The 26,073-nt window shown below is 55.9% G+C and carries 18 protein-coding genes; 12 read left to right on the top strand and 6 right to left on the bottom strand.

The features are described 5' to 3' along the window. Positions 1 to 40: 40 nt before the first annotated feature. The 4 genes from D2E25_RS07865 (at position 41) to D2E25_RS07850 (ending at position 4,369) form a co-directional block, all read left to right on the top strand. Complete coding sequence (locus D2E25_RS07865) at positions 41 to 1,015, top strand: aldo/keto reductase family protein (RefSeq protein WP_125981578.1); 975 nt, start codon at positions 41 to 43, stop codon at positions 1,013 to 1,015. 6 nt (positions 1,016 to 1,021) lie between these two features. Then, positions 1,022 to 1,984, top strand: a complete 963-nt coding sequence (locus tag D2E25_RS07860; RefSeq protein WP_125981576.1) for a family 43 glycosylhydrolase — start codon at positions 1,022 to 1,024, stop codon at positions 1,982 to 1,984. Positions 1,985 to 2,400: 416 nt separating this feature from the next. Continuing rightward, a complete protein-coding gene (locus D2E25_RS07855; RefSeq protein WP_125981574.1) occupies positions 2,401 to 3,318 on the top strand; it encodes a carbohydrate ABC transporter permease in 918 nt (305 codons plus the stop codon). A gap of 67 nt (positions 3,319 to 3,385) precedes the next feature. Then, the gene (locus D2E25_RS07850) at positions 3,386 to 4,369 is read left to right on the top strand and encodes a carbohydrate ABC transporter permease (protein WP_125981572.1); all 984 of its coding nucleotides are present in this window, start codon (positions 3,386 to 3,388) and stop codon (positions 4,367 to 4,369) included. Positions 4,370 to 4,680: 311 nt separating this feature from the next. On the opposite strand, the gene D2E25_RS07845 is transcribed toward D2E25_RS07850, so the two are convergent. Both D2E25_RS07845 and D2E25_RS07840 read right to left on the bottom strand, forming a co-directional pair. Next, positions 4,681 to 5,685 carry a family 43 glycosylhydrolase gene (locus tag D2E25_RS07845; RefSeq protein WP_241217101.1) on the bottom strand — a complete coding sequence of 335 codons (1,005 nt, stop codon included), beginning with the start codon at positions 5,683 to 5,685 and terminating at the stop codon, positions 4,681 to 4,683. A gap of 247 nt (positions 5,686 to 5,932) precedes the next feature. Beyond that, entirely contained in the window at positions 5,933 to 6,952 is a 1,020-nt protein-coding gene (locus D2E25_RS07840; RefSeq protein ID WP_125981570.1) for a LacI family DNA-binding transcriptional regulator, read from the bottom strand. Positions 6,953 to 7,505: 553 nt separating this feature from the next. Between D2E25_RS07840 and D2E25_RS07835 the strand changes: the two genes are divergently transcribed. From D2E25_RS07835 to D2E25_RS07825, 3 genes are all read left to right on the top strand, one after another. Next, positions 7,506 to 8,846 carry an ABC transporter substrate-binding protein gene (locus D2E25_RS07835; RefSeq protein WP_125981568.1) on the top strand — a complete coding sequence of 447 codons (1,341 nt, stop codon included), beginning with the start codon at positions 7,506 to 7,508 and terminating at the stop codon, positions 8,844 to 8,846. 223 nt (positions 8,847 to 9,069) lie between these two features. Further along, positions 9,070 to 13,029, top strand: coding sequence for a putative Ig domain-containing protein (locus D2E25_RS07830; protein WP_125981566.1), 3,960 nt, complete (start codon positions 9,070 to 9,072; stop codon positions 13,027 to 13,029). A 393-nt stretch (positions 13,030 to 13,422) separates the two neighbouring features. After that, positions 13,423 to 14,709: an alpha/beta hydrolase gene (locus D2E25_RS07825; RefSeq protein ID WP_241217099.1), complete on the top strand. Its 1,287-nt coding sequence runs from the start codon at positions 13,423 to 13,425 to the stop codon at positions 14,707 to 14,709. 98 nt (positions 14,710 to 14,807) lie between these two features. Here D2E25_RS07825 and gdhA read toward each other — a convergent pair whose 3' ends face one another. Further along, a complete protein-coding gene (gene gdhA / locus D2E25_RS07820) occupies positions 14,808 to 16,154 on the bottom strand; it encodes an NADP-specific glutamate dehydrogenase (RefSeq protein ID WP_125981564.1) in 1,347 nt (448 codons plus the stop codon). 143 nt (positions 16,155 to 16,297) lie between these two features. Next, a complete protein-coding gene (locus D2E25_RS07815; protein WP_125981561.1) occupies positions 16,298 to 17,032 on the bottom strand; it encodes a FadR/GntR family transcriptional regulator in 735 nt (244 codons plus the stop codon). Positions 17,033 to 17,222: 190 nt separating this feature from the next. Here D2E25_RS07815 and D2E25_RS07810 point away from each other — a divergent pair, with 190 nt between their 5' ends. From D2E25_RS07810 to D2E25_RS07790, 5 genes are all read left to right on the top strand, one after another. Then, positions 17,223 to 17,774, top strand: a complete 552-nt coding sequence (locus D2E25_RS07810; RefSeq protein ID WP_125981559.1) for a gluconokinase — start codon at positions 17,223 to 17,225, stop codon at positions 17,772 to 17,774. A gap of 122 nt (positions 17,775 to 17,896) precedes the next feature. Next, positions 17,897 to 19,225, top strand: coding sequence for a GntP family permease (locus tag D2E25_RS07805; RefSeq protein ID WP_125981557.1), 1,329 nt, complete (start codon positions 17,897 to 17,899; stop codon positions 19,223 to 19,225). A gap of 89 nt (positions 19,226 to 19,314) precedes the next feature. Beyond that, on the top strand, positions 19,315 to 20,190 hold the full coding sequence (gene gnd / locus D2E25_RS07800; RefSeq protein ID WP_125981555.1) for a phosphogluconate dehydrogenase (NAD(+)-dependent, decarboxylating): 876 nt from the start codon (positions 19,315 to 19,317) through the stop codon (positions 20,188 to 20,190). A gap of 131 nt (positions 20,191 to 20,321) precedes the next feature. Further along, positions 20,322 to 22,487 carry an N-6 DNA methylase gene (locus D2E25_RS07795; RefSeq protein ID WP_125981553.1) on the top strand — a complete coding sequence of 722 codons (2,166 nt, stop codon included), beginning with the start codon at positions 20,322 to 20,324 and terminating at the stop codon, positions 22,485 to 22,487. Positions 22,488 to 22,544: 57 nt separating this feature from the next. Continuing rightward, a complete protein-coding gene (locus D2E25_RS07790; RefSeq protein ID WP_125981551.1) occupies positions 22,545 to 23,072 on the top strand; it encodes an MscL family protein in 528 nt (175 codons plus the stop codon). A gap of 32 nt (positions 23,073 to 23,104) precedes the next feature. On the opposite strand, the gene D2E25_RS07785 is transcribed toward D2E25_RS07790, so the two are convergent. Then, positions 23,105 to 24,076, bottom strand: coding sequence for a hypothetical protein (locus D2E25_RS07785; protein WP_125981549.1), 972 nt, complete (start codon positions 24,074 to 24,076; stop codon positions 23,105 to 23,107). 248 nt (positions 24,077 to 24,324) lie between these two features. After that, a complete protein-coding gene (locus D2E25_RS07780; protein WP_125981547.1) occupies positions 24,325 to 25,890 on the bottom strand; it encodes a CAP domain-containing protein in 1,566 nt (521 codons plus the stop codon). Between the last annotated feature and the right edge of the window lie 183 nt (positions 25,891 to 26,073).

The raw sequence follows: 26,073 nt of genomic DNA, 5'->3' as shown, positions 1-26,073 counted from the left end.
AATCGTGATTGTTTTTCGATAAATAGGAAGAGAGGATCCTATGCAGTACAGAAACCTTGGTAAGTGGGGTCTGAAAATCAGCGAAATCGGTCTGGGCAGTTGGGTGACGCGTCTCGATGACGCCGACCGCACGCGCGTGGCGCAGGAAGTCGCCCAGCAGGCCTTCGACAACGGTGTTAACTTCTTCGATTGCGCCGACGCTTACAACGGCGGCGAATCTGAACGCTTCCTCGGCCGTATCCTCAGTCAGTTCCCGCGTGAAGAATACGTTGTTTCGTCCAAAGTCTTCTTCCCTGTCGGCGAAGGCCCGAACGACCGTGGTCTGAGCCGTAAGCACATCATCAGCCAGATCGACAAGTCGCTGAAGAATCTGCAGGTCGATTACCTCGACCTCTACTTCTGCCACCGCCCGGACCCTGAAACTCCGCTCGAAGAGACGCTGCAGGTCATGAGCGACCTCGTCGCCGCTGGCAAGGTGCTCTACTGGGGTGTGAGCGAATGGACGCCAGTGCAGATCACCAAGGCACTCGGTCTGATTCGCGAGATGGGTCTGCGCCCGCTGAGCGTGATCCAGCCCGAATACAACATGGTTGACCGCTACATCGAAGACGAGCTCGTTGACATCTGCCATGAGAACGGCATTGGTATCACGCCGTTCAGCCCGCTTGCGCAGGGCCTGCTTACCGGCAAGTATCGCAAGGGGCAGCCGCTGCCTGCCGGCTCGCGCGCCACGTGGCAGTCTGATCATCAGATCAACGATCTGCTTACTGATGATCATCTCGACAAGGTTGAGCGTTTGCTCAAGGTCGCCGACGGTCTCGGTGTGTCGCTGTCTGTGCTCGCGCTCGCGTGGGATCTGCGCTTGCCGGAGGTATCCAGCGTGATTGCTGGAGCTTCCAAGCCTAGCCAGCTTGAATCGAACCTTGCTGCCGCCGGCTTCAAGATTCCAGCTGACGCACTGGCTGAGATCGAAGCGATTCTCGACTATCACCCGTTCCGCCGTCACATTGGGTAGGTTGTAATGGCTACTGTTACTGATTCTGTAGTTACGCCAGCGGCAGCTCAAGGCAGTACTGCGGCGGACGTTGAGTCTGCGGCGCCGACTCCGCAGCACACGCCGCTGCATCGTTTTCTCGCCGACCCCGCTCCCCTGGTCTTTACTGACCCGCGCTACTCCGACCGCTATTTTTTGTACGCGACTGAGGATGGCTTCAACGACTGGGGTTCGCACACGTTCCGCGTGTATACCTCGCCGGACCTCATTGAATGGACTGACGGCGGTCAGATCTTGGATTTGCATGACGTGCCGTGGGGTCATGAGCATGCGTGGGCGCCCGCGGTGTGCGAGTATAAAGGCCGCTTCTACCTGTACTTCGTGTGCGAAGGACAGATCGGCGTGGCTGTGGCTGATTCGCCGTACGGGCCGTTCGTGTCTACTGAACGTCCGCTTATCGCCAAGGATGACTTCCCGGTATACCCGATCGACCCGGCTGTGTTTCGCGACGATGACGGTACTGATTGGCTGCTGTGGGGCAATGGCACCGCGTGGATTGCGCCGCTCAACGATGATCACGTGAGCATTGATGCATCGCGTGCGATTCACTGGGTGCCCGGCGATTTTCGCGAAGCACTGTGGATTTTCAAGCGTAACGGTGTCTACTACGCCAGCTGGTCTGAGAATGACGCGCGCGAGCCGGAATACTGCGTCAAATATGCAACCGCAGCAAGCCTTGCCGGCCCGTGGACGGAGCATGGTGTGCTGATTGAGCAGAACCCTGCGGAGGGCATTGTTGGCACTGGCCATCATGGCGTTATTCATATTCCCGGCACTGACGAGTGGATTTTGGCTTACCACGCGTTTGATGCGGAATATGGCTCCGGTTACCGGCGTGAGATCGCGTTTGCGCCACTACAGTTCCATGCTGATGGAACGATCGAGCCTGTGGCGCCGACTGACGACTGGTATCGCCGGCCGCTGGTGTGAGCGCGATGCGACTATCGTGACTATGGCGGTCAATCGAGTGCGGTTGGCCGCCGTTGTTTGTGGTAGCGTTCGCGGTATTTCAGCCATTACTGCTTCTTATACGGTGGTGAAAATCTACTGTGAGTGATATCGTGTAAACGATTACAAGAAAGGAGAAGTGGTGCGATGGCGTGCTGCTGCCAGAAATTGGTGTGCAGTATGGCATCGGATGGCAATTGTGGCGGTTTTCCGTCGTTTGTAAGCACTTCATTCATATTGTGCGACATGCGGAATATGAATTTGTGACCGGTTACAAAAGGTGTTACTATGGTCTTGTGACCGGTTACATGGTCTGCGGGTAGTAATTATCGATTCGGAACCTCAACTGCGAGATTCCATTGAACATACAAAGGATCAGTCCTTCGAAGGAGAGGGTTATGGCGTCTGTTGATGTTGCCGCTGGTGCGTCTTCTGCGCGTGTGAATCGGCATCGTGCTGATTGGCGTGGTTGGAAGTTTATGTGGCCGTTTGCGGTGGTGTTTGTGTTTGTGTTTATTGTGCCGATTGTGTACGCGATTTATATCAGTTTCTTTCAGAAGAAGATGATTGGTGGCACGGTATTTGTCGGTCTTGCGAATTACGCGCGTCTATTCGGTGATGGCCAGTTCTGGAGCAGTGTGGTTCGTGTTGCACTGTTTACGATTGTTCAGGTGCCGATTATGTTGTGCTTGGCGGCGTTGATGGCGTTGGCTTTGGACAGTATGAAGTTGCATGGTACGAAGTTCTTCCGTATTAGTACCTTCCTGCCGTATGCGGTGCCTGCTGTGGTGTCGACCATGATTTGGGGTTTTGTGTATGGCGCGAAGTATGGTCTGGTTGGCTCGTTGAATGATCTTCTTGGTACGAATATTGACGTGCTGGCTCCGAGCGTTTTGCTGGCTTCGATTGGCAATATTGTGACGTGGGAGTTTACGGGTTATAACATGTTGATCTTCTACTCGTCGCTGAGCACGATTCCGCACAGTTTGTATGAGGCTGCGTCGATTGATGGTGCGTCTGAGTGGCAGATTGTCAAGAGTATTAAGTTGCCTGAACTTAAGGGTTCGTTGGCGATTACGGTGATCTTCAGTATCATCGGTTCGTTCCAGCTTTTCAACGAGCCGAGTATTTTGCAGAATATGGTGCCGGGTAATGCGATTACGACGTATTACACGCCGAATATGTACGCGTATAACCTGTCGTTTACGGGTAACCAGAGCAACTACGCTGCGGCTCTCGCTATCGTCATGGCTGTGATCACGATGGCGATTGCGTATGCGGTGCAGTTGAACAGTATGAAGGAGCAGATGAAGTAATGATGCTGAAATCTGTGATGTTGACTGTGACGGTGTTGTCGTTGTTGAGTGTTGAGGAGTGTGCGTGATGAGTAGTGCTGCTGGTGTGTCGTTGCGTGAGCAGGAGAAGGCTGCGCGTAAGGCTGAGAGGGCTCGTCAGAAGCGTGTTGCTGCTGATGAGAAGGCTGAGCGGAAGCGGAGTGAGAAGGCGGGTTTTGCGAATGTGAATAATCCGCGGCGTAGTAAGTTGCTCACGTTTTTGTGTGCGATTTTTGCGGTGTATTGCTTGTTCCCGTTTGTGTATTTGGCGGTGAATGCGACGAAGACGCAGGCTGATTTCACGTCCACGTTTGGCCTGGGTTTCGGTCGTAGTTTCGCGCTGTGGGACAATATTGTTACGGTGTTCACGTATCAGGATGGTATTTTCGCGCGTTGGTTGATTAACACCCTGTTTTATGTGATTGTTGGTGCTGGCGGTGCCACGCTTCTGGCGATTATGGGTGGTTATGCGTTGGCGAAGTTCCGTTTTCCTGGTCGTAATGCGGTGTTTGTGGTGATTATTGGTGCTATTTCGGTGCCTGGTATTGCATTGGCTGTCCCGCAGTTCCTCCTGTTTGCCAAGCTTGGTCTGACGAATACGCCGTGGGCTATGATTATCCCGAGCTTGATTAGCCCGTTTGGTTTGTATTTGATGTGGATTTTTTCGGAGCAGGCGGTGCCGCAGGAGTTGTTGGAGGCTGCTCGTGTGGATGGTGCTTCCGAGTTCCGCACGTTCTGGCAGATCAGCCTGCCATTGCTCGCGCCTGGCATCGTGACTACCGCACTGTTTACGATTGTGGCGACGTGGAATAACTACTTCCTGCCGTTGATCATGTTGAAGGATGCTGACTGGTATCCATTGACGATTGGTTTGAATCAGTGGAAGGATCAAGCCTCCACTGCTGGTGGTCAAGCGATTCAGAATCTGGTGATTACTGGTTCTTTGATTACGATTATTCCGTTGGTGATTGCGTTCTTGTGCTTGCAAAAGTACTGGCAGTCCGGCCTCGCCGCAGGCGCCGTCAAGGAGTAATCGGTATCGTTCTGTAATCCTCAATAACGCTGAAGCCCGTAGTTTCCTCAATGGAAGCTATGGGCTTTTATTGTTTGTGATTGTGTGAATGGTTGTTGTTGGAGGGTTTGGTTGGGGTATGTGCTGTTCGACCGTAGGCTTGGCCGAGCGGCCTTGAGCGTGTCGAACAACACATACCCCAACCAAACCCGACTATCCGCGACTACCCCAATCGATCCCAGCCAACCCCAATCAACCAATACAGCAAAAGCCCGCGACCCCCCCCATTGAAGGAAAGTCGCGGGCTTCGAGATATATTCGCCTAATTCCTATCAGATCTCTCCAGAATCGGCGGAAATATACGCGTTCGGGTCGGTAATCGGCTCGTGATCATCCGGCACTTCGCGGTGCGTAAAGCCCTCGTACGAGTCGTCCCAGACCATGCGCGCAGTTCCGTCAGCGATGGTGATCGGTAGCTGCACAATCGGCGAATTGCCGAGATCATTCTTGTACCAGCGGTCGCCAATAAACAGGAACTGGTCGCTGTTGTACGGGTCATCGCCGAGCGGAATCACAATATCCACCTGCGAATCGTACGTTTGCGTGCCCAGCGGCGCGAACGTACGCCATTCGCTCCACGGGCCGTGCAGGTCGGACGCGGTGGAATACATGTTGTCGTTGGTGAACCAGCCGGTCAGCTTCGAACCAAACCAGTAATACAAGCCGTCTTTTTTGACGATCGTCGGCGATTCCAAACCGTACGGGTAATCGGTGGCGCGCTCACAAGCCACGTCTTCTACGAGAGTCAGATAATCGTCGGAGAGGCGGAAGATATGCGTGCCGTGATCGCGATCTTCGCTCATGATGTAACCGCTGCCGTCAGCGTCTTGGAATACGCCGATATCGCGGCTCAGATAACCGCGCCACGTGATCGTTGTCTGGAAGGCGAACGGGCCGAGCGGATTATCAGCCACGGCCACACCGATATGCGCGTACGCGTAATCCGGCGTTTCCGCGTGAATATACATCACGTATTTGCCGGTAGTGGGGCAGTGCAGCACTTTTGGACGCTCGCCAATGCGGTCGCCGGCTAGTGCAGAGCCGTCTTCCTGTACGTCGAGCACAATGCCGTGGCTGGTCCAGTTTGTGAAATCTGTGGTGGTGTAGCAGCATACGCCTTGGAATAGGTTGCCGTTTACTTTGTTCTCGCCATACGCGCACCAAGTGTCGCCGAACTTCTGCACGCCAATGCCGTGTAGCTGCGCCACGCTGCCGGCGGTATCGTGCACAAGAAACGACCCGTAGCGGCGAGTGATTTCATCGGTGTTTGCTGTCATACTGTGACCTTTCCGTGAGGTACTCAACGATGGTTTCGCGCGCTGGTATTGCGGTATGGCGGATGACGTCGTTGTGCCCTGCGCCTGCTTGCTGCTGCCGACGATTATGTCGCCGACTATGCGTGCGCGCTGCAAAGCGGTGTTGGTAGTGAGACTGTGCGACCGCTTCTGAGGCCAGTATATGACATCGTGTGACCGGTTACAAACCGGCGTGTGACAGTATGCTGGATACCTGTTTGGTAGTTTTTTACGCCGACTGGCGTTTAATAATCGAAGTTGGCAGCATCACTGTATGCCTGCGATCAACGCTCTTGCCGCTCATCATTTCCAGCAGCAGCTTGGCCATCGTCATACCATGCAGTTCAGAATCCTGACGCACAGTTGTTAACTTCGGATTGGCAAGCATTGCCATAGGGGAGTCATCAAAGCCGGTAACAGCAATATCTTCCGGCACGCGGTATCCCAAGCGGTTGAGCTGGTTAATCACGCCCACAGCAATGTTGTCATTGGCGCAAATAATGCCGTCAGCAGTGTCCAGCTTGCTTTGGAAGGCAATCACAGCCATTTCGCCGCTCGTAATCTCCCAATCGTCGGCGTAATAGACGTTCTCATCGTGGTACTGCTCACCGAGCGCGGCACGGAACCCGCGCAGACGGTTCAGTGATGAAGGGGAGTAGCCAGGTCCGCACACATACAGTAGCTCTGTGCGCCCACGATTGAGCAGATACTGCGTGATGCTGCGCTGGCCTTCTTCGTTGGTGAAGTCGACGGTAGGGAATTTAACCTGGTTCGACTCGTTGATTTCTGAGCCAACAACGGGCCGTTGTGTATCAAGGAACGTTTGCTCAAGCGAAGTGTCGTTGCTGAGCGAGAACAGCAAATAGCCGTCTGCGAAGTCGCTTTGTACCAGCTGGGCAATGCGCTGAGTTGAAGCTTCTGAATTGGCGATAACGGTGACCATCTGGTAGCCAGCGTCGCCAAGTACTTGATTAGCGCCAGCCATTGCGGAGGACACGCTGGACTGCACGATGGTTTCGCGAGATTCGACCTGGATGATCAATGCCACGGTGAGTGTGCGGCGTTGTGCCAGCGAGCGAGCCGCGTTATTGGGCGTGTATTGGGCTTCCTTGATGGCTGCGGCGATGCGTTGTGCGGCGTCTCCAGAGACATGCGCACTGCCATTGAGGTATCGCGAAACAGTTCCATATGACACGCCAGCCAGACGTGCCACGTCGCGGATAGTGGCTTTTTTCCCGGGCGTGTTCATGAACACCATAGTATCGGAGGGTGCAACGGTGGCATGGTCTGGGGTGTTGGTGACAGTGACGTCGGTGACAGTGGTGCTGTTTGGGGTTTCGGCGGTGTGGTTCGGGGGTTCAGTGATTCGTTCAGTGGTTCCGGCGTCCGTGTTTGTGTCACTAGGTGTGCCGTGCTGTGAGGCAGTGTTGATGCTGTGGTCTGTGATGGGGGTTGTGACCTGATCTGTGACGTGGCGCGTGACCTGGCTTGTGACGTGGCGCGTGACAGGGATCGCGGTGGGTTGTGCGCTGCTCGGTGAGGCTTGGTACGTGCTGTTCGGCGTGTCGCCGCCTGTATGGCGGGTTTTGCTGCTCGGTGATGTGTTATCTGCAGCATCGTGCGCTTTGGTGCTCGCATCGTCGCGAACGTTGATAAATAAAGCTTCTGACATCTCTGTCCTCTCGCGTGTAACACCCGATTTGTAACCGGTCACACAATAGTGTATACTCCCAATTGTAACCGGTCACAAGCAGTGTCGATGCGACCGGAGAGCAACCTCAAGGAAGAGAAAGGTTAACATCATGAACTTCCCACTGAAGAAGACGATCGCTCTGGCAGGTGCCGCTGCAATGCTGGTTTCCGTAGCCGCTTGCGGTTCCTCTAACGGCAGCAGCACTGCTGGCGATTCCGGCAGCAAGGACGGCAAGACCACCATCACCGTGTGGGGTTGGGATTCCACTCTGCCGGACGTGGCCAAGGCCTTCATGAAGAAGAACCCTGACATCACCGTCAAGGTAAGCAACGTCGGTACTTCCGCCCAGACCCAGACCTCGCTGAACAACGCGATCGCTGCCGGCAAGGGCGCTCCGGACGTCTCCCTGATGGAATACCACTCCATCACCCAGTTTGCGCTGTCTGACGCACTGGAGGACGTCTCTGATCTGGCCAGCGGCTACGAGTCCTTCTACCAGGAGGGCACGTGGAAGGGCGTGCAGGTCAACGGTAAGACTTACGGCCTGCCGGTCGATTCCGGCCCGAACGCCCTGTTCTACAACAAGGAAGTCTTTGACAAGGCCGGCGTGACCGAAGCTCCGAAGACTTGGGATGAGTTCTACGAGGCCGCCAAGAAGATCCACGCTCTCGGCGACGACTACTACATCACTTCCGACGCTGGCGATAACAGCCAGTCCACCACCTTCATGTCCCTGGTTGCCCAGGCAGGCGGCACCCCGTTCAAGGTCGACGGCGAAAAGGTCTCCATCGATCTGAAGAACGATGAAGGCACCAAGAAGGTCGTCGACTACTGGCAGAAGATGCTGGACGAAGGCCTCATCAACACCAAGGTCACCTCGTGGTCCGACGAATGGAACAAGGGCCTCAACGACGGCACCATCGCCTCGCTGGTCATCGGTGCTTGGATGCCGAACAACCTGCTCTCCGGCGCTCCTGACGCGGCTGGCAAGTTCCGTATTGCCACCGTTCCGCAGTGGACCGAGGGTGACAATGTCAACTCCGAGAACGGCGGCTCCGCACTCGTGATCCCGAAGGGCACTGCCAACAAGGATGCCGCTTGGAAGTTCATCGACTACGTGTGCCACGACACTGAAGGCATCAAGGCTCGCGTTGACGCCGGCGCTTTCCCGGCTGACAACGAGACCCTGAAGTCCGACGACTTCCTCAAGGGCACCGACAAGCTGACCGAGTACTTCGGCGGCCAGGAATACAACAAGGTGCTCGCTGAGGCTGCTTCCCAGAAGATCGGCGACTTCCAGTTCCTGCCCTTCTGGAGCCAGGTCCAGAACACCTTCGGTGACTACGTCGGCAAGGCCTACCGTGGCGAAGAAAAGATCTCCAAGTCCCTCTCCGACTTCCAGGATTCCCTGATCGAGTACGGCAAGGGCCAGGGCTTCACCATCGAGTAATCAACTCATCAACTTATCAACTCATCAATCACGTAAGGAGTGCTACTTATCTCTGTAACTATCCTCATCTGATCTTCTTCTGAGTCTCCTTTTCTGAGCCGGGGTGCCTATTCCGGGTGCCCCGGCTTTTGCTTACCTTTTTACGGTTCTAACCATCTGAAAATCATTCAGGATCATTCGAAAATAACTCGGAATCATCGGGAATTACCTACAAGGAAGGGCAATGATGCAACTCGATTCCACAACAGCCGCGCCGAAGCGGCGACCGGGCGCAAGGATGCGCTCGGCATTGGCGGCAATCGCCAGTGCGGCGATGATGCTGACTATCGTCCCGCTCAGCGCGCAAAGTGCTGTCGCAGCAGATACGAACTTTACTGATAGTGGCACGGTCACCGCATACGCGCCGACCGGCGTCGGTGGAGACACCACAACCTCGCCAGACGTAGCCTCCACTAAGTACACGGTCACTGCGAACGGTACCGAGATTGAAGCGGTACAGTACACGGCGAACGGTCATAACTTCGACATTGCCCGTTTTAAGTCGGATACTAAGACTCCGGTGATCAAAGTGCAGGTGGATAAGAGCACGCCGATCGAAACCGTCAACATTTACCCAACGCGCTACTACCCGGCTACCGCCTATCAGGTTGACAAGGACACCAATACGCTCACCTTCAAAATGGAGAAGAGCCTATACTCCGCGATCGTCATGATCAACGGTGACGCCACCAACAAAACCGGTAAGCCATACCTCGCGGTCATCAACGATCCAGAAGAAGATCCTGCGACTGTGCCCGACAAGAAAAGCGCGGCAGACGGCTCCGGCATCAACGAAGACACTGGCGTACTCAACATTCAGGAGTATGCGAAGCAGTGGTTTAAGACGCATTCCAACGCCACAATTCAAGAATCTCGCCTCGCTACATCCACGCTCAGCAAGTGGGCTGGCAAGACCGTTGGCAAAACGCAAATTCCCGCCGATGCAAAGACTGACGCCGGCAAAATCGTGGCAGCCAACAGCAATCAAGTCAAATATCCCAATGAGCGCGCGCTTGCGGAGAACGACTACACCTACGTGCTGGAAGACGCTCTTACTGAAATCAAAAACAACAGCAAGCTCAACACCCTGTACTTCCCGAACGGCACGTACATTTACGGCGGTCTCGACATCGCCAAGTGGACCACCAAGCATCTGAACGTCTATGTAGACGAGGGCGCACTGCTGAAGAACCACGTGCAGCCGAACTCGGAAGCAATGGAACCAGCTATCGGCATTTGGAGTTCGAATGACATTACGATCTCCGGACGCGGCATGTTCGATGCTAACGGTGTCGCCAACTACAGCCAGAACAATGGCGGCGATCGCCACGACGCATACATGAGCCAGCACCAAGGCGGTGTGATGGTCGTCAAGTCACAGAACATCACGTTCAACGACACCTACATGCGCGACTCCAAGCAGTGGAACTACGAGACGCACACTGCTGAAAACGTGACGTTCAACAACATCAAGGGCTTGACTCCATACGGCCAGCCGTGGGTGGATGGTACCGATCTTGCATCTGGTAAGAACCTCACCATCAACGGCGTGCTTACGCTCGGCAACGACGATGCGTTCGCATCCGGCCACTACAATCCGGGCAACCAGTTCGAGCCGACTCACGCCGATAACATCAAGGGCTTCGGTATGAACAGCGACAATCCACGCACGCAAGAGTGGATCGACGCGGCCGCGGCCTACGAGTACTACTCGCAGAAGCATGATCTCGACAATCTCGCCTGGGATACCGACGATTCCGAGAACATCACCGTCAACAACACCGTCAATTGGTCGTACGCGGGCGGTAACGGTATTCGACTCGGCCACAGCACGTTCGGTCACACGCTGAAGAACTACACGTTCAACAACTTCAACCCGATCGCCTTCCAAGGCGGCGGCTGGGGTATCACCGTGCAGAACAACACCGGCACCTACCCGAAGTATGAGGACTTCACGATCAAGAACTCCTCGTTCGACACGTCGCGCGTCGGCGGCAACTTCTCCGTACAGGGCAAGAATCCGCTCATCAAGAACGTGACCATCGACAACGTCTGGTTCTCCAACGCCAACGCGGCATCCAGCATCTCCAATATCGAAAACGCTACGCTCAACGATATCTATATCGGCGGCAAGCAGGTGCAGTATGCGAACCAGAACAAGCTGACGACCAACAACGTCACCAACCTGACCTACACGTACACGGCTGCGGACGGTTCCACGAAGCCAGTGCTCAACAATTCGCTGCCAACGTTCACCTCGCCCGATTCGGACGCGCTGACCGCGAAGAGCAACAATGTGCTGTCGTTCACCGTGGCTGCCACCGATGCGGACGTTGACACTGGCGACACCGTGGTGCTCGGCATTGACGAGTCCACCAAGCCGGAAGGTGCTACGTTCGACCCGGCAACCGGCGCGTTCAGCTGGAAGCCCACCGAAGCACAGGCTGGCAAGAGCTACTCGGTGACGTTCACCGCCGCTGATAAGGGTGCGCAGGCTGGCGATTACGCTGCGGTTACTAAGACTGTGGCGATCGCGGTGCAGTCGTCCAGCTCCTCGCTGACGGTTGTTGAAGGTGCTGTTACCGGCGATGCGTGGGTTGGCTCGTGGAGCGGCGATCAGGGTGTCAACTATGGTACTGCTCGCACCATTAGGCTCAGCGGCGCCAGCAGCGACACCAAGCGTGGCTACGTGACCCTCGATCTGAGCAACATCAAGCTCGGCGACAAAGACACAGCAAACCTGTCCCTGACGTACATCGGCCGCCGTAGTTCCGCTGCGGCTGACGACAAGGGCAAGTTGAAGGTCACCAAGGTCGCGAGCGTTGACCCGGCTACCGTGACGTGGAAGACTCAGCCGACGCTGTCTGCTGAGGCTGCAGATTCGGCAACTTCCGGTGAGTTCACGCTCGGCAACACTGTTGTGCCGGAAGGCGACGAAGGTAAGGTGAAGGGCACCAGCATCGACGGTCGCAAGATCAACGTAGACATCACCGCGCTGGTCAAGGCTGCCAAGAGCGCCGGCGAGACAACGCTCGCGCTCGCCATCGACAACATCGGTGACGGTGAGATTCGCGTGGTTTCTACTGAGGGCGCTACGAGCGACAAGCTGAACAACGCGACTGCTGACATGGCTCCGGCTGTTGAAGTGACCACTGTTTCCCCGACGAAGCTCGAAGCACCGACCGACGCTGATGGCAAGCCGGTAACCGCGCAGACCATCACGGCTGGTGTGGAAAGCTACTCCGGCACGTTCCAGCTGACCGGCGTCGACCCGATTGAAGTGACGGTCTCCGGTGATACTGCTGACGGCAAGATCGCGTGGGATGAAGCTTCCAACCGTCTGAAGTTCGCCAAGGACCTTGCTGCTGGCACGTACAAGGTCACGCTGACTTTGAAGGATGCGAACGGCGACGCTTCCACCGTTGACTACACCGTCACGGTCGAGGCTGCGAAGGTTGATAAGACTGCTCTTGATGCTGAGATCGCTGCAGTGGAGGCTGAAGGGCTGAAGGAGTCGGAGTACACGGCTGAGACGTGGGATGCGTATGCGAAGGCGCTCGCTTCCGCCAAGGAAGTATCAGTGAAGGCTGATGCTTCTGCGGACGAAGTTCAGTCGGCGCTGAGTGCGTTGAAGACTGCTCGTGAGGGGCTGAAGAAGCCTTCGACTGGTGGCAATACTGGTGGTAACACTGGTGGTGAGACGACGCCTTCTGAGCCTGATAAGCCAGATCAAACCGTGGAGACGGTTGACGTCTATCGTCTCTATAACCCGAATTCTGGTTTGCATCATTACACGACGAGCGCGTTTGAGCGTGATGTGCTGGTGAAGGCTGGTTGGAACTTTGAGGGTGTTGCGTTTAAGCAGCCGACGAAGGGTACTCCGGTTTATCGTCTCTACAATCCGAACAATGGTAATCATCATTGGACGGCGTCTAAGGCTGAGTATGATACTCGTGTTGCTGAGGGCTGGCATGGTGAGAACGTCGCTTGGTATCAGGCGTCTGATGGTGATGTGACCGTGTGGCGTGCCTACAATCCGAAGAATGGTGAGCACTTGTACACGACGAGCGCGTATGAGTATCAGGTGATCACTACCCAGCAGGGTTGGCAGGCTGAGGAGGTGGCCTGGAAGACCGTAAAGTAACCAAGAACTGGCCGTAAGCTCGTTAATACGTGTGTAGTGCAGTACCAAGGTTAGTAACCGCACCAAGGTTTGTGCCATACACCCGGGCTTACGGCCTTTTTTATGTGTTTAGACGGCCGTATGCCCGGGGAGGATTGCGTGTCTGCATATGTACCCGGGCATACGGTTAGTTTATGGGGTAGTAACGGCCGTATGCCCGGGAATAAGTGTGCACCCACTGAGGGCGGTAGCCTGTACCCGGGCTTACGGCCAGTTTTTGCGGTGGAACCGGCCGTAAGCCCGGGTACTGCACACATCCTTGCTGACTTACTTCCTGCTGTTTCGGGAATAATGCAACATATTTAGGGCAATCGCTGGTACAACATCGCATGAGCTGGCGAGTACATTGGAATCATGGCTGATTCACTGCATACTGAACTGCGCGCGCATCCGACTGTCGACGATTGGCGGCCAGACAGTGTCATGAGTGGGTATCAGCAGGCCACAGTGCACTTGGGGCGTGATGACGAAGGGGAGATCACAGCCACGTTTGTGCGCAAGGATCCGGACAAGTTGACGTTCAGCGAACGTTTGCGCCGCACGCGCTACCATCTGCGTGGGCATCGACTCGCAGTTATGTATGTGCACGGTTGGAATGACTATTTCTACCGGCGGCACGAATCTGAATATTGGGAGTCGCTGGGTATTGCTTTTTACTCAGTTGATTTGCGCAAATTTGGTCGTTCGCTGCACGATGGTCAGACGCCCGGATATATCGAAGATTTGCACGCGTACGCCGCTGAATTCAACGCGTTACGCGATCTCATCGTTGAAGAACAAGGCGAGCAGGTGCGCATTCTGCTCATGGCCCACTCGCAGGGCGGATTGAGCTCCGTACTGTGGGTGAACAGTGAACAACCACACCACATTGAGGCAGTCGCCCTAGACTCACCATGGTTGGAATTGCAGGGCAATCGCATGTTCCGTATCCTCTCGACGCCAGTCGTTCAAGCATTCCGATTGGGCGGCGGCAAAACGGTCATGCCAATGCGCGACCCGGGGTTTTACGGTCGCTGTATCGCGCGCGAAACTGGCGGCGACTGGGATTATCTTGAGCATCCGATTTGCGATCCAAATCTGTTCGTACCGCGCGCCGGCTGGATGCAGGCGATTTTCAACGCGCAAGCAGAGGTCGCTGCGCATCTTGATATTCGCATTCCGGTGCTGGTGTGCACGTCTGACAAAACGATGCTGCAGCCCACATGGGATGAGGAGATGCGTAACGCTGACTCGGTGCTGGATATTACCGCGATTCGTCAGGCGTCGCTCAATCTTGGTGATGTGGTCACATTGGCTACGATTCGCGGCGGTTTGCATGATTTGAGCTTGTCGCGACCGACTGCGCGCCGGCAGTATTTCCGTATCGTCACCGCATGGTCGGCGTTGATGGCATGGCGTCGCGTGATCCCACTCAAGCATGTGCAGAAGGCGCTCGATGCCGTGGCCGCCGCGGGCTATACGGCCGAGGATCGTGAAGATGCGACGACAGCACAGACCGCGTCAGAAGCTGGCTCCGCCGATACTTCGACATCGGCGGATACCACTACCGCGAGCTCTGCTGCAGATTCCACCGCAGCCGATCCGGCCGAGTCAGTTGCATCTGAAGCAGCTGGTCCTCAATCCGCTCGAGTTGGTTTGTGACGATCTCAGCAGACTTATGGCCATTAAACACAAAGGGTTGCTCAGATTGAATCTGAGCAACCCTCAGTGGAGAGATAGCGATTACAGCCTTATGCGACTCACAGCACGCCCTGGGCGACCATCGCGTTGGCGACCTTGACGAAACCGGCGGCGTTTGCGCCGAGCATCAGGTCACCCTCGTGGCCGTACTCCTTGGCGGCGGCCAGTGACTCGGCGACGATCGTCTCCATGATGTTCTTGAGCTTGGCGTCAACCTCTTCGAAGGTCCAGCTCAGACGGTAGCTGTTCTGGCTCATCTCGAGACCAGAAACCGCCACGCCACCAGCATTTGCAGCCTTGGCCGGGCCGTAGAGCAGGCCGTTCTCCTGATACACGGCGATGGCCTCCGGCGTGGACGGCATGTTCGCACCCTCGCACACCACCTTGCAGCCGCCAGCAACCAGAGCCTTCGCAGACTCCTCGTTGATCTCGTTCTGCGTGGCGCACGGCAGCGCGATGTCACACGGCACGGTCCACACGCCAGAGCAACCCTCGTGGTACTCAGCGGACGGCACGCGCTCCGCGTACTCCTTGATGCGGCCGCGCTCGACTTCCTTGATCTGCTTGACGACGTCGACCTTAATGCCTTCCGGATCATACACGTAGCCGTTGGAATCGGACACGGTCACGACCTTCGCACCCAGCTGCTCAGCCTTCTGTGCGGCGTAAATCGCCACGTTGCCGGAGCCGGAGATCACGACAGTCTTGCCTTCGAACGAATCGTTCTTCAGCACGCGCAGAGCCTCGGCGGTGTAGTAGCAGACGCCGTAGCCGGTCGCCTCAGTGCGGGCGAGCGAGCCGCCGAACTCGAGGCCCTTGCCGGTCAGCACGCCGGAGTACTCGTCGCGGATGCGCTTGTACTGGCCGAACAGGTAGCCGATCTCACGACCGCCCACGTTGATATCGCCGGCCGGAACGTCGGTGAACTGGCCGATGTGACGGCACAGCTCGGTCATGAACGCCTGGCAGAAGCGCATGACTTCGGCGTCGGACTTGCCCTTCGGGTTGAAGTCGGAGCCGCCCTTGCCGCCGCCCATCGGCAGCGTGGTCAGCGAGTTCTTGAGGATCTGCTCGAAGCCGAGGAACTTGATGACGCCCTCGTTCACGGTCGGGTGGAAGCGCAGACCGCCCTTGTATGGGCCGATCGCGGAGTTGAACTGCACGCGGTAGCCGCGGTTGACCTGCACCTTGCCTTCGTCGTCGGTCCATGCGACGCGGAACTTAATCACGCGCTCCGGCTCGACAATGCGCTCGAGCACGCCTGCCTTCTCGTATTCGGGGTGCTTGGCGATCACCGGTTCGAGGGTCTCGAAGACCTCCTTCACGGCCTGCAGAAACTCGGGCTGGTCGCCGTCGCGCTGCTCCACCTGGGCGTAGACGCGCTTGAGGTACTCGTCAGTGAGCATAGTTCTCCCTTGGGGGTTGGATTATCAATAAGACGGTCTCATTCTATGCGGGATCGGCTTGCTTGGGTAGAGTCTGCCCAAGATTCGGGAGTGGCAGTCTGCGGTAACGTGCTCTTAGCGGCTTGGTTATGCCTCTTCGCTGCTCACATTAAATCAAGCGATTCAGCGACTTCGTCGACGATGGCGTGCATTGCTTCGCGCGCTTGATCAGGGTCTCCTCTCCAGATGCCTTCCGCGACGGCATCGTGCGCGTCGAGTGCGGCCGGCTTGGGTTTTTGCGGGTACATGTGCAGTTCCACGCGGCCTTTGAGCACGATTTCGATAATGCTCGCCATTGATGCGAACAGATCGTTGCCGCTGCTGAGCAGAATTGCCGAGTGGAAGCGCACATCGACATCGTGGAACGTATCAAGATCACCGCTTTCGCCTGTGCGGCGCAGTTCGTCGGCCATGACGGGGAACATTGCTTTTTCTTCCATCGTGGCTCTGCGCGCGGCTGATGCTGCGGCGGCAGGTTCGATGGCGAGGCGCAATTCAGTAAGCGTGCGAAGCTGTTCTTTGCGATGTGAGGAGCTGAGTTTCCAGCGGATGACTTGCGGATTGAGCGCGGACCATTCGTTGACTGGCTTGGCGATAAGACCTACGCGCCGGCGGATCGAGACTGCGCCCATTGCTTCGAGATATTTGGCGACTTCGCGCGCGACGGTGCGGGAGGTATCGAAGCGGCTTTGAATATCCTCGAGGGTCACTGATTCGCCGATGGGCCATGTGCCGTCGAGGATATCGATGGCGAGCTGGTCCGTGATGGCCTTGTGTAGTAGCTCGCCGGAAGCTGTGGTGGTGGGGGAGAGCGTTGCGTGTGCAGTGTTATTGTTCATAACCCCTCCATTGCGGATTGTGGTAGCTGTGCCAGATGACTCACCGTTCAATAATCATCATCTTAATTCACAAAATAATCATGACATTCTTATTAAAAGTAGTACTTTTAAATTGACAAGTATGACGTAAATATCGTATAGTCATATCTAACAAATCAACAATGCGGTTGACAGTTGAAAGGAACTCCAAATGAGCATTCACGTTGTAGTGATGGGCGTTGCAGGATGCGGCAAATCCACGGTGGCAGAAGCGATTCGCGATCAGCTTGGATTCGTGATGGCTGAGGGCGACGATTTCCACCCGAAAGCCAATATTGACAAGATGAGCGCCGGCATTCCGCTTACCGATGAGGATCGTTGGCCGTGGCTGCGCGTGATCAACACGTGGATGGTCGCCCGCGAAGCACTCGGTCAGAACACCGTGGTCTCCAGCTCCGCGCTCAAGCGCTCCTACCGTGATCTGCTGCGCGAAAACGTTGACGTTTTCTTCGTGCACCTTGCCGGCTCGCAAGAGCTGATCTACAGCCGTCTTGCCGCTCGCAAAGATCACTTCATGCCACCGTCGCTGCTCGCCAGCCAGTTCGCAACGTTGCAGCCGCTCGAAGCAGACGAGAACGGCGTAGTCGTTTCTGTGGAAGGCACTATCGACGAAGTTGTCTCCCAGGCTGTTGACGCAGTCAAAGCGTACCAAGCGCGCAAGGCGGAAGCTCCGGCCGCTGCGCAGGTTAAGACCGCAGCCTAAACGGCACGGATTGCAGAGTACTGTTCAGTTTCCTTTTTTACGTACCGCTTACCGCTGGAGTATCTCTTCGAGATTCCCCAATTCCCAGCTTTTTGCTCTGACAACTGCAAGGACGCACCTCAATGAACCTTATTATCGCGGCCATTATCGGCATTGCGGCTATCGTGCTGCTCATCGCCGTGGCCAAAGTCCACCCGTTTATCTCTCTCATGGTTGGCTCGTTCGTTATGGCCGTGTGCGCTGGCGTACCATTCGACGAATCGTGGAATAGCTTCACTTCCGGCGTTGGCTCGACCGTCTCCAACGTTGGCTTGCTCATCGCATTCGGCTCGATTATCGGCACGCTGCTGTTCGCATCCGGTGGCGCTGACGTTATCGTTGACACGATTATGGCGAAAACGCCGCTGCAGATGCTGCCGTGGGCGATGGCGCTTATCGCCTTCATCGTCGGTATTCCGATGTTCTTCGAAGTCGGCGTCGTCATCCTCATCCCCGTTGTGCTGTTTGCAGCTCGCCGCGCTAAGGCCCCCGTCATTCTCCTCGGTATCTCCGCGCTTGCTGGTTTGTCCACGCTGCACGCCTTCGTGCCGCCGCATCCCGGCCCACTGGTCGCCATCTCTGCGCTCAATGCCAATCTCGGTGTCACACTGGCGCTCGGCCTGATCGTTGCTATTCCAACTGTCATTATTTCTGGCCCGCTTGCAGCTCGCCTGATGGCCAAGTGGGTGCCGATTCAGGCCCCCGAGCAGGAGGCTGAGAAGGAAGCTGTCAAAGACGAATCCAAGCGTCCGTCTTTTGCGCAGGCCATGACCGTCATTTTGCTGCCGGTAGTGCTGATGCTCGCTGCTTCTGTGGTTGACTTGACCGAGCAGACCAAGTCGGTGTGGGGCCGCGCGCTCGTGTTCATTGGCACGCCGCTGACCGCGCTGTTTATTACTGCCGTCGTGGCGATGGTGCTGCTCGGCTTCATGCAGGGCCGCACCCGCGAATTCATTAACGGCGAGGTTGGCAAGTCTTTCGCCTCCGTAGCTGGCATCGTGTTCATCGTGGGCGCTGGCGGCGGTTTCAAGCAGACCCTCGTCGATTCTGGTATTGGCGACGTAATCGCCCATAGTATTTCCGAATCCGCAATGAACCCGCTGTTCGCCGGCTGGCTGGTCGCCGTGCTCATCCGTCTTGCTACCGGTTCCGCCACTGTGGCCACTGTGACTGCGTCTGGCATTATGGTGCCGCTTGCTGCCGGCATGGACCCGACGCATCTGGCACTGCTCGTGCTCGCAATTGGCGCTGGTTCCGTGTTCTTCTCGCATCTCAACGATGCTGGTTTCTGGCTGGTCAAAGAGTACTTCGGCATGAGCGTTACGCAGACGTTAAAGACTTGGTCGCTGATGGAAACCATTCTTTCCGTGGTCGGCCTCGGCTGCGTGATGCTGCTCTCGCTGGTGTTGTGACGCCGTAGCCGTAGTCATAGTCGTATCTCTCATTAACACAATCAAGTGAATTCATTGAACTCAACCACAACGTCGTGAAAGGAATCACAATGCAGATTGGAATGATCGGACTCGGCCGCATGGGCGGCAACATGGCCAAGCGTCTCGCCGCCGGCGGGCACACGGTAGTCGGCTACGACATGTCGCCGGACTCCGGCCGTGACGTGGACTCGCTCGAAGCGCTCGTCGCTGCACTGGACGCCCCGCGCACGGTGTGGGTAATGGTTCCGGCCGGCAAGCCCACCGACAGTACCATCGACACCTTGTACGATCTGCTCGACGAGGGTGACATGGTGATCGACGGCGGTAATACCCGCTATGTTGACGATGCGCGCCATGCTGAGCAGCTCGCCGCCAAGGGCATCCACTTCATGGATTGCGGTGTTTCCGGTGGCGTGTGGGGTATCAAGCGCGGCTATGCGTTGATGGTTGGCGGCTCGGCGGAGGACTTCGAGCGCGTGCGGCCGCTGTACGAGACACTCAAACCGGAAGGCGAGTACGGTCTGGTGCACGCCGGCCCGGTGGGTGGTGGCCACTTCGCCAAGATGGTGCATAACGGCATCGAATACGGCATGATGCAGGCGTTCGGCGAGGGCTTCGCGACGATGGTCCGCTCTGAGCTGGTGAGCGACCCGGCTGCCGTGATGACCTCGTGGAAGTCCGGCTCAGTGGTTGGCTCCTGGCTGCTTGATCTGCTCGCCGACGCGTTTAAGAGTGACCCGACGCTGAAGGACATGCCGCCGGTTGCCAACGAGTCCGGCGAAGCGAAATGGATGATTGAGGCAGCGCTCGAACTTGGCGTGCCAACTCCCGCAACGGCTGCGGCACTGTACGCGCGCCAGACTTCGCGCGGTGGTGGCGATGATACGCTGCGTGTGGTTTCTACGATGCGCGCCCAGTTTGGCGGGCATGTGACGAAGGCGTAAGAGACGTACGCGTAAGCCCGCAGACTCCACTACGCTGTGCGTGTACTATGCGTGTTATTAATGACCATATTGTTCGCCGCAAGGCTACAATATGGTCATTAATGCATTAAGCGTCAAGTGAGAGGGTCGTTGTGTATCTATCGGTAAGTGAAGCCGCCGAACGCTTCAACCTGTCCAAGCGCCGCGTCCAACTGCTGTGCGAGCAGGGGCGCATCGAAGGCGCTGGCATGGTCAGTGGAGTCTGGCTGATTCCAGACACTGCCAGCAAACCGAAAGATCTCCGCCGCAGCCCCGATTTCGCCGAGCAGCCGAGCCTGTTCGAAACAGAAACCACGGTACTGACCCTCGACGACGTTTGCCAATCCCTATCCATCGCCAAAGCCACCGCAAAAAATTGGGTGCGACTCGGCAAGCTCACCCCGGACGTCAACGGTAAATACTTCAGTCCCAAGTATGTTGACTCGCTCGTTGCTGCCATCCGCTCCGGCAAAAACGATCGCCTCAAAAGCCGCCGCAACAAAAGCGGTGTCAGCGGCAGCGCACTGTACAAAGACTATGTGCATACGCAAGAGAATCGCGATTGCGTAGAAGCGCTACTTGAGCTGGGCGAAATCCACGGCGATAACGATCTGCGCGTAACGCTCGCCAACCTCGCCGTGCAAGCCTACTATCAGAGCCGTGGTATCGAGTATGGCAGCAATGACGTGCTCGTTGACTTTCTTGCCTGGCATCGCGATGACACGGTGTTTTATGGGCTTATCACCGACCTACTGCATAGTGACGCGGTTGCTCCGGAAACGCTGGCTCGACTGCATGACACCCTCAACCAGGGTATTCGCTTTGTTAAAGGTGAGGATTCGCTCGGCTTCGCATATATTTCGTTGCGCGATCTCGGTGAGCGCAAGCATGCGGGCGCGTACTACACGCCTGAAAACGTGGTCAATGAGCTGATTCGCGGCTTGTATGAGCATGATGCGCTGGCGTACAAAACTGTCTGCGACCCCTGCTGCGGCAGCGGTAATTTCTTGATCGGACTCGCACAGCGCGGTATTCACTGCGCCAACATGTACGGGCAGGATATCGACCCGATCAGCGTGTATCTTGCGCGCATCAATCTTGCGCTTATTGATCCGAGCTTGTCGCTGGACGATTTGCGCGAACACATCGTTATCAGTAATACGCTGCTCGACAAGCCTGATCGTTGCTACGATGTCGTATTCGGCAATCCTCCATGGGGCAGCGACTTCACCGCTGACGAAATCATCCGCTACCGATCGGTGTATCGCACTGCAGGAGACGCCAGCCTCGAGTCTTACGATCTGTTTATCGAACGCGCAATCGACATGCTGCGCGATGACGGCATGCTCGCGTTCGTACTGCCTGAAGCAGTACTGAGCGTGGCTACTCATCAGCCGGCGCGCCAAGTGTTGCTCTCCTCTTGCTCACTGGCTTTTGTCACGTATTTAGGCAATGTATTTTCCGGTGTGCAGTCGCCATGCGTGGTGCTTGGCGCTGCTAAACGCCATGCGGGGCGTATTGCTGGCTGCACCGTGCGCAATAGTGATCGCACGTTTATTATCGCCAAAGATCGCCGCAGCGATGATGGCGCATTGCCGCTGAACATGACTGACGCTGAATACGATTGCTTGCAAGCAATCGTTACCATTGACGACGCCGCGTATCTCAAAGGCAATGCGACGTTTGCGCTCGGCATTGTTACTGGCGACAACAAACGATACGTTGCTGAAGAACGTTTTGACGGTTGTGAAGACGTACTCAAAGGCAGCGATATTCTGCGCTATGGCATCAAACCAGCCAGTCATTATCTGCGGTTCGAACCGGACTTGTTCCAGCAGGTTGCGCCAGTAGAAGTGTATCGTGCGCCGGAAAAACTGTTGTACCGATTCATTAGCGAAGTGCCTGTATTCGCCTACGATGACGCGCAAACGCTGTCATTGAACAGCTGCAATATCTTGATTCCGCGCATTCCCGGTCTCGATATGAAATACGTGCTGGCAATCCTTAATTCCAGCCCGGTCGCCTACATGCTCATGCAGCAATATCATTCGGTAAAACTGTTGCGCTCGCACCTTGAGAGCATTCCGATTCCGATGGCGAGCGACGCGGTGCAAGCTGATATTGTGCGGCAAGTGAATCGCATTATGCGCGCATCCGGCTCGGTAGAGACGCTGTATGACGAGCTTGATGAGACGATTATGCAGCTCTACGGATTGAGCCGCCGTCACATTGCGACTATTCGCAAGACGCTTGAGGGGCGCAATCTGTTGCTGCGATAGGCTTACAGCAGGCGATCGCCTGATTGATTGCCTAGTCGCAGAGCCCAAGGAGGCAGCATGATCGACGGATTTAAAAAGTTTATTTCTCGCGGCAACATGATCGATATGGCCGTCGGCGTGGTTATGGGCGGCGCGGTCACTGCCGTAGTGAACGCGATCGTCAACAGCGTGATCAATCCGCTGATCGCAATGATTTTCGGCAAACCAAACATGGACGGTTTGCTGGCAATCACCTTCAACGGAGCGACGATCTCGTTCGGCGCAGTATTAGGCTCGCTGCTGAACTTCCTCGTTATCGCAGTGGCCGTGTACTTCTGCATTCTCGTGCCGATTAACAAACTACGTGATATGTCAGAAGCATTGCTGTCAAAAGCGAAAATCAGCGCAGTGTTAGGTGGCGATCACGCCGAAGCGGGGGAGAGCAGCTCTGCCGACAAGACTGCAAAAACTGATAATTCCGATGCGCTCACACCCGAACAGCAAACGGTCGTACTGCTTCAGCAGATTCGCGACGAACTTACTGCCCGCCGCGAATCCGCTAGCTCTACTGGTTCTGCTGCTAGCGCTACTGAAGAAGCACGATGATCGCTTGCGTGAGATTTGCGTGAGCGTAGCGCTTACTTCAATCCCTTCCACGCCACACTTTCAGGATTCCATCCGCGGCCAGCATTAGTCACATACTCGTTGACGTTGGTGGTATACAGGTGCTCGCCGCTGTTCGGATTGTACATGCGGTACACGGTCACCTGGCCGGCCGGGTCAACGTACCAGGCAATACCCTCATTGCGCCAGCCGAGCGAAACCAGATGATCATGCTCGCCCTTGCTGAGCGTCCAATTATGCTGGCCGTTATTCGGATTGTATTCACGGTACACAGGCTGAAGATTTGTGTCCGTCGCGTCAGTTTTCGCTGCTTTGAACGCCGTGTTTTCGTTGTTCCAACCGGCGTGGATGAGCATATCGCGTTCCGCAATGCTGGTCGTGTAATGATGTACGCCGGCGTTCGGATTGTATAGGCGATACACGTCGATCGGCGTGCCAGTGGGCTGGTTGCTGTGATGACCAGTATCGCCGCCCTGCGCGATCTGATCGAAGATTTTTTCTAGATCCTGTACGTAGGAGTCAACCTTACCGATAACCTGCTTGGCATCCTCGATCGCCTGCTGCGCGCGCTGCACAGCCTGCTCCGTTTTCTCCAGCTTCTGCTGCACGTCATCGAGCTTACTGTTCGCATCGTTCAGCGCAGCAATATGCGAGTCGATGTTCTGCTCAGCTCGCTGAATCACCGTTTTCAATTCGGGCGTGATGCCAGGAGTATTTTCGAGCGCTTCAAGTCGCGTTTTAGCTTGCGAGAGTCGCTCAGTAGCAGTATTCACTGCGGTTTTCGTATCCGATAATGCTTTGCTGATGGTGTCAAAAGCGTCGGTCGTGCCAGCAGACTGATCAGCAGTAGTACTGATATTCGACATCGCATTGGTGAGCGTGCTGGTATCACTCAGATCGGCAGCAGATGCGCCTGTTGCCAACGTTCCCATCATTGCAAACGCTGTCGCACTCGCGATCAGCACTTTGGTAAAACTCTTCATCATCCGCCCCTTCCTGGCCCATATGGCGTATGCACACGTAGTCACCCACATGGTACGCCGGCGCGCCCGGCCGGTGAACCAACGAAATTGGTGCCGTTGTCGTATTAAGCGAGCGACAACATACGAAGGCCGCCTACGGTAAGAATGTGGTGGTATCCCATCATCCTCACCGCAGGCGGCCTTCGCTGTACTTTTTGTTTACGAGGGTTCACGCGCTCACGTGAGCACAAGCACGAGTGCGCGCGATATCATCACTTCGCAGACTTCAACCCCTGCCAGGCAATGCCCTCCTTATGCCAGCCGCGCTGACCATTCACCTCATACTCGCCCTTGCTCGTGGTGTACATATGCTCGCCATTATTCGGGTTGTACAAGCGATACACCGTCACCTCGCCGGTCGCATCCGTATACCATGCGATTTGCTCGTTATTCCAGCCGAGCGAAACCAGATGATCATGCTCGCCCTTGCTCAGCGTGAAATTATGGTTACCATCGTTCGGATTGTATTCGCGGTATACCGGCTTGATATTCGGATTCGTATCGTCGCGATTCGTCGCATAGAACGAAATGTTCTCATAGTTCCAACCTTTGCCCACGAGAAAATCGCGCTCGCCAGCGCTTATTGTGTAATGATGCAATCCTGCATTCGGGTTAAACAAGCGGTATACCGGTACGAGGCTATGCGCGGCGTTATATGCTGCCTGCGCTTTGTCAAGCGCCGCCTTTGCTGCGTCCAATTCCTTTTGTGCTGTATCCACTTTTTCTTGCGCAGCCCTGACCTTCGCTTCAGCTTCAGCATTATTCGCATACGCTGCGAACGCGTCGCGGAATTCGATCACCGTCATCGAACCGGCGTGCGAACTGCCGCGCCACACTACTTCGTTAGACCAGTCAGTGTTGTGATTGACTGCGAATCCCATACTGACAATGTCCGCATCCACGAAGTTGAGATAATGACCGGTGTTGTGATACAGGTTGGGATATTTCGCACTGATCTCGCCCCCATGGTGCCGATTCGCATTGAGAAAAGCACCGTCAACATACTGACCGTTGTAGCTACCGGTGGCAGCGGCAAGGTTGAACGCGGTTTTCTCGTCGGAATACCAGCCGAGCATCGCACCGTTCAGCGTGCTTTCAGTAGTGCCACCAGTGTATTCGCCGAACGGCCCCCATATGAGATTTTCCCAACCGTTATACGTACGCGCGTGATCGAGATTATGTGCTGAATAGAACGAGTTCACGATGGCCTGTGCTACGAATTCAAGGTTCACGGTGAGCGCGTTGAGATTATTAGAGCTGCCAGTGCGCACACCGTTGACCGCGTCGTAGTAGTTCAGCGTCTGCGTGAGATTATCGAGCGTGTCCGGGCCACCAGACTTCCCGAGCGTGACCAACTGGTCGTACCAGCTTGGCTTATCGATCTTGCCTAACAGCACATCGAGTGCAGCCTGCGCGTCTGCTTTCTGCGCGGCGGTTGAAGTAACACTATCGCGCACGTATTCAAAGAACCCTTGCGCGCTTTTCTTTGCAGCTTCAGCCTGCTGCGCATTCTTCGCATCCGTAAGCTCCTTGTTGGCAGCATCGAGTGCAGCCTGCTTGTCGGCAACCGTCTGCTTTGCAGCATCAAGATTGGCTTTAGTAGTGTCGGTGGTAGTCGTGCTGCTTCCCGTGCTGCCAGTTGTGCTGTCGGTCGCCGTATCCGCCATCGCTCCCGGCGTAAAAGCGCCCAGCATCGCAATCGCTGCAATACTCGCCGCCAATAGCTGTACTTTCGCGCGCCATCCGCGTGCGTGAGTTATCACTCCACCCTGTTTCATCCCATCATCCTTTCCTTCACTCTTCCAGTGCGTGAGGCAAATCCCACTTCGCGCAAACACTTAACGTCATCGGTAAGCGTTGTATTGCGTACATTGCCACGCAGTACATGATCATGCCCCACTCGCTATCTATTGTAATGAGCGTAGGTGTCGCAAACATTGCTCGACAATACCCCCGTACTG

Source organism: Bifidobacterium goeldii (assembly GCF_003951095.1).
Taxonomy (GTDB): Bacteria; Actinomycetota; Actinomycetes; order Actinomycetales; family Bifidobacteriaceae; genus Bifidobacterium; species Bifidobacterium goeldii.
The sequence above is the reverse complement of the archived record's forward strand: the minus strand, read 5'-3'. Positions and strand labels throughout refer to the sequence as shown.